The following is a 5,486-nucleotide window of genomic DNA, read 5'->3' as shown; positions in this document are numbered from 1 at the left end:
TTCGCGTCATCGTGCGCGACCTCTCCGACAAGCGCGGCCCCGCAAAGGTGGCCGAAACCCTCTATGAAGAAACCGAGCAGAGCATGCAGCAGCGCGAACGCACCCGCGAGCAGCTCAAGGGCCAGAACGCCTCCTTTCCCCTGCCCAAGAAACGCCCCGACAAGCACGACCGCAAACAGCTCGCCCGTTTCAAGCGCAGCAGCGAGTGAGAGCATGCCATAATGGGCTCAAACACGGACCAACAACGGAGCCAGTCTCGCCATGAAGCACTGGTACGCCCTTCAATGCAAAGCCAAGGAAGACGCCCGCGCGGAAGAGCACTTGAACAACCAGGGTTACCATGTCTTCCGCCCCATGCTTCGGCAACGCCGCCGGCGCGGCGGGCGCATGGTCACCGTTACCGAATCCCTGTTCCCGCGGTATCTCTTCCTGGAGCTCGACGACGTCGATGAAAACTGGGCGCCGATCCGATCGACCCGCGGTGTGCTTGGGCTCGTTCGCTTCGGCGCGCATCCGGTGCCCGTCCCGCCCACGGTGATCCAGGCTCTCCACGAGCAACTGGACCCGGAATCCGGCTACGTTGAGCTCACGCGCACCACCGATTACGCCCGCCGCGAGCGCGTGCGCATCACCGAAGGCCCGTTCGCCGGCCACGAAGGCTTGTTCCTGGCCCGCACCGGCGAAGAGCGCGTGGTCATCCTCCTGGAAGTCATGCAACAATCCCAGCACATCACCATGCCGGAGCACGCGATTACCCGATCATAGGGCCAAGGGGCCATCACGCCCTCCACCAACCGAAGGGCGTAGCCGTAGGACGTAGGGTGGATTAGCGCAGCGTAATCCACCGTCAAATACCGCGCCGCAGGCGCAAAGCCCCACACGGGGTCCGTACCGCGCCCCGGCATCTCGCTGCGACAGGTAGGGTGGATTAGCGAAGCGTAATCCACCGTCAACAAACCGCGCCAACTGCGCACAACCACACAGGAAACGGGAAATGGACCTCCCCACAATCACCCACCACGGCGCCGCCACCGGCGTCACCGGCAGCTGCCACCGCCTGCAACTCACCCCCGACCGCGCCCTGCTCGTGGACTGTGGGCTGTTCCAGGGCCTCGACGCCATCGGCGACGACACCCTCGAGCAACACCAGGTCACCTTCCCGGTGGACGACCTCATGGCCCTGGTGGTCACCCACGTCCATATCGACCACATCGGGCGCCTGCCGTACCTGCTCGCCGCCGGCTACCAGGGGCCGATCCTCTGCTCCGTGCCCTCCGCACGCCTGCTCCCCCTGGTCATCGAGGATGCACTGCGGATCGGCTTCACCCGCGATCAGGCCCTGATCCGGCGCTTTCTCGAGACCGTCGGTGAGCGCCTCGTCCCACTCGAGTACAACACCTGGCACACCATCGCCGACGACAGCGCCCACCGCCTGCGCATCCGGCTGCAGCGCGCCGGCCATATCCTTGGCTCCGCCTACGTGGAAGTGGATCTCGCCGACAAAGCCGCCGGGCACAACGAGCGCATCGTCTTCTCCGGCGATCTGGGCGCCCCGTACGCGCCGCTGCTGCCCGCACCCAAACCGCCCTACAAGGGTGATCGCCTGGTCCTGGAGAGCACCTACGGCGATCGCTGTCACGACCCCCGCAGCGACCGCCGGCATCGCCTAAAGGCGGCGATCGACCGCGCCCTCGCCAACCGTGGCACCGTCATCATTCCCGCGTTCAGCATCGGCCGCACCCAGGAATTGCTCTACGAGCTCGAAGCGCTCATCCACGCCGCCCCCGCAAAGAGCGACGGCACAGACTGGCGCAACCTGGAGATCATCGTCGACTCCCCGCTGGCCGCCCGCTTCACCGAGGTCTACCGCGCGCTTAAACCCTACTGGGATAAAGAGGCCCACAAGCGCCTACGCGCCGGGCGCCACCCGCTGGACTTCGACAACCTCTACACGGTGGACGCTCACGACGAACACCTGCAAACCGTCGACTACCTCGCGCGCACCGGTCGGCCCGCGGTGGTGCTTGCCGCGAGCGGCATGGCCGTTGGCGGTCGCGTGGTCAACTACCTCAAACGCATGCTCGGCGACGAGCGCCACTGCGTGCTGTTTGTCGGCTACCAGGGCGGCGGCACCCCCGGTCGCGCCATCCAGCAGTACGGCCCCGGCGGCGGTTGGGTGGAACTCGACGGCGAGCGCTACACCATCAGCGCGCGCATCGAGACCATCTCGGGCTACTCCGCCCACGCCGACCAGCAAGACCTCCTGCGCTTCGTCCGCCGCATGCGCCGCCCGCCAAGCGTCATCCACCTCGTCCACGGTGAACCCGACGCCCAGCGCGCACTAAAAGGCGTGCTGGAAGGCTGGGCGCAACAGGCCGGCCATCCGCTCACCGTGCGTCTGGGCGAAGAGGCCAGCGACGAGCGGTAATGTGCCTGCGGCGGTCATCGGATGGTGGATTACGCTTCGCTAATCCCCCCTACGCGCACCGATGCCCCCGTACGCCGGGCGAAGGGCGTAGGGTGCATTAGCGCAGCGTAATGCACCGTCAAACCACCGCGCCGCAGGCGCACAACCCCCCGGCGCCGCCCCGCACCCGCGTTCAACAGGCTATGCGCCGACGGCGGTCGGTCGATGGTGGATGACTATACGCTTCGCTAATCCCCCCACGCGCGCCGATGCCCCCGTACGCCGGGTGAAGGCGGTAGGGTGCACTAGCGCAGCGTAATGCACCGTCAAACCAACGCGCCGCAGGCGCACAACCCCTGCCGCGCCACCGGGCATCCAAGGTCGAGGCCTGTGCGCAACATGCGGCAACCGTTATCCTTGGCTCGAATCGCTCCGCCAATAATGATACCGACCAAGAAGGAAAGTGATCCCCATGCCAGACGAAACCGCTCCGTTGGATCTGGAATCCCTTCTGACCGACGCGGTCAAGGAAGCACTTCGCCATGAAGACCCGGAGCGTTTCCAGCGGTGGCTGATGAAGCACCTGGAGCGTTACATGATGCCCGCATATCAGGGTGGCGAGCATGAGGCAATGCGCTCGACCCTGGCGGTGCACCTGGGGCGGGCGCTGTGGAATGTCATGCCGCTGCCCGGGAACGATCTGCGCCCGAAGCCCATTCGCCCGCCAGGGGGAAACGATCCCTGCCCGTGCGGCTCCGGGCGCAAGTTCACGCACTGCTGCGCCAACGCGCCTTCACTTCCGGAGACCGCGATCGACTCAGAATCCATGCTCGCCCTGGTCGTCCGGGAAATGCCCGCGGCGCGCCTGAATGTGTTGGTTGCCAAGGGGACGGCCGATACCTTGGCGCTGGTGATGGCCGCACATCGGTACCTGGAGGAAGACCACCTGAAGAAGGCCGCTAGTGCGCTGGAGCCGCTGTTTGATCTGGATAAAGGGCAAGCTCCCTCCGAACGCGGGGCGGGCGAGGCGCTGTATCTGCTGTGTGACGTGTACGACGAGCTCGGCTTCTGGAGGAAGAAGACTCGCTTGCTCGAGACCCTCACCTCGCGATTGCCCAGTTCGCAGGTGCGCGGACTCGCCTGGGGCCGCCTTGCGGCCATCCGCGCCGACGCCGGGGATCTCGACGCCGCAGCGGAGGCCTTCCAGCACGCCCAGCGCGACGACCCGGACGATCCCGACTTGGCAAGCCTGGAGGTCGCCATCTGGGCCAACAGCGGGCGCTACGAGCAGGCCCGTGAGCGGGCCCGCTTCTGGCATCGTCGGCTGCAGCGCAAAGGGATTCCGGAAGACAGCCACCCCATGCCGTTTCTGACCCGGGCGATCGAGGATCCCGCCACCGCGATGGTCAGCGCCGTGGGCCGGGTGGACCCGTTGATCCAGCGCCTGGAAATCGTAATTGAACGCGCGCGATGCCGGCCATTACCTGCGTACACCGCGCAGCCACTCGCGCACGGGGCCGCACTCCGGCCACCCGAGCCCGTTGCTCGGGTGGAAAAGCGGTGGTACGAGCAGATCGCGCCGCCCAAGCCACTATCCATTGATGAGCGGGTACTGGACGATGCCTGGCAGCCCTGGGAGGAGGACCTGGCGGAGCGCTGGCTTGGTTTCATTGAAGCGCACGGCGATGCCCTGGATAGCATCGAAATCCTCGATGATATTGTCAGCGCGGTTTTCGATCATCCCCTGGGCGACGACCCCAGCGTCTGTGACGCCCTGATCCTGCCCCTGTTGCAGCGTGCGGCGGCGATCATCGAGGCCGCCGTGGGGCGCCCACCCGCAGTGACCCTCCCTTGGGCGGATACGGATAATCGCTCGGCCCTTCGTAGTCTCATCCGATTGTGGGCGTTTTCGGCCGAGACGGGTCAAGCCAACGAAGCCAGCGACACAGCCGAGTGGCTGCTCCGGCTCAACCCCGCCGATGAACTGGGGCTGCGTGTGTCTCTGGCCCTCCAGTACCTGGAGCAGAGTCGCGACGAGGATCTCATCGCGCTGGCGGCCATGTTCCCGGACGACATGTGGCCGGAGCTCAACTTTGGCAGGGCGCTGGCGCTACTGCGGCAGCGGCGGACCGACGAAGCCGACGCCGCCCTGGAGGCGGCGGTCGCGAGGCACCCCCAGGCCGCCGAGTTCCTGTCGCGCAAGCGCGTACGCAAGCCATCCGGGGACGATGGGGGGTACATGACCGGCGAGGATGATGCACACCAGGCCTGGAGACACCGCGAGGCCGTCCGCCCCATCTGGGAAGCCACCCCCGGCGCCCTCGAGTGGCTCGAACGCACCCGCAGCCGGCACGCATGAAGACGTCTGCGCCGCAGGTTGTTCAATGGTGGATTACGCTGCGCTAATCCACCCTACATCCCACCCGCCACCGGGGTGTATCGCAGGAAGTAGGGCGGATTAGGCCCAACCGTAATCCGCCGTCAACCAAACTGCGCCGCAGGCGCACAACCTCAACGCCATTCACAACCACGACGCCGGCTCAAAGCCCCGCCACGGCGCACCGCGCGCCTGGGTCGCGGGTTGTTCAATGGTGGATTACGCTGCGCTAATCCACCCTACATCCCACCCATTCCCGGGGTGTATCGCAGGAGGGCGGATTGGGCGCAGCCGTAATCCGCCGTCAAAGCAGTACCGCAAAACGCATGAAAGCGGACGGAACACCCACCCACACCATTGCGTATATAAATCCTAGAGCCGCATGTCCAAAGAGCCAGGCTCGAGGAGGAACATATGCGACTAGGACAGTCAGGCCTCGCTACGCTGGGAACGCTTGTGTGTGTTGCAACGTTGACTGGCACTGTGGCCGCGGACGACACGATTGGCGGGTCTCAGGCCGGGGGCGTTACGCCCGTGGTGGAAGGAAGCCCACCACCGGACAGCGTTGAGGTGGAAGAGGAAGACTTCAAGACGGACCAGGAAGCCGTTGAGGACGACGAGCTAATGGACAGCGAATTCGAACGCGAAGACCTTGCTGATGAGGAGGGCGAGGAAGAGGATTCGGAAGGCGAAGTTGACGAT

General features: G+C 65.7%; 4 protein-coding genes and 1 pseudogene. All 5 read left to right on the top strand.

The features are described 5' to 3' along the window. Window positions 1–209 (top strand): annotated as a pseudogene (locus tag QZT63_RS08470) (RNA-binding protein); the annotation flags it as partial. A gap of 52 nt (window positions 210–261) precedes the next feature. After that, a complete protein-coding gene (gene rfaH / locus QZT63_RS08465; RefSeq protein WP_290650284.1) occupies window positions 262–765 on the top strand; it encodes a transcription/translation regulatory transformer protein RfaH in 504 nt (167 codons plus the stop codon). A 229-nt stretch (window positions 766–994) separates the two neighbouring features. Next, entirely contained in the window at window positions 995–2,428 is a 1,434-nt protein-coding gene (locus QZT63_RS08460; protein WP_290650282.1) for an MBL fold metallo-hydrolase, read from the top strand. Between the two features lie 451 nt (window positions 2,429–2,879). Then, the gene (locus tag QZT63_RS08455) at window positions 2,880–4,766 is read left to right on the top strand and encodes an SEC-C metal-binding domain-containing protein (RefSeq protein WP_290650280.1); all 1,887 of its coding nucleotides are present in this window, start codon (window positions 2,880–2,882) and stop codon (window positions 4,764–4,766) included. Between the two features lie 432 nt (window positions 4,767–5,198). Further along, the coding region (locus QZT63_RS08450) for a hypothetical protein (RefSeq protein ID WP_290650278.1) at window positions 5,199–5,486 on the top strand (288 nt) is incomplete at its 3' end.

Source organism: Aquisalimonas sp. (assembly GCF_007120195.1).
Taxonomy (GTDB): Bacteria; Pseudomonadota; Gammaproteobacteria; order Nitrococcales; family Aquisalimonadaceae; genus Aquisalimonas.
This window is presented reverse-complemented; position numbering and strand designations above follow the sequence as displayed.

Bases quoted from the DNA above. Each gene is read 5' to 3' on its own strand.
- rfaH (WP_290650284.1), top strand. From the start codon at position 262: ATGAAGCACTGGTACGCCCTTCAATGCAAAGCCAAGGAAGACGCCCGC.
- QZT63_RS08460 (WP_290650282.1), top strand. From the start codon at position 995: ATGGACCTCCCCACAATCACCCACCACGGCGCCGCCACCGGCGTCACC.
- QZT63_RS08455 (WP_290650280.1), top strand. From the start codon at position 2,880: ATGCCAGACGAAACCGCTCCGTTGGATCTGGAATCCCTTCTGACCGAC.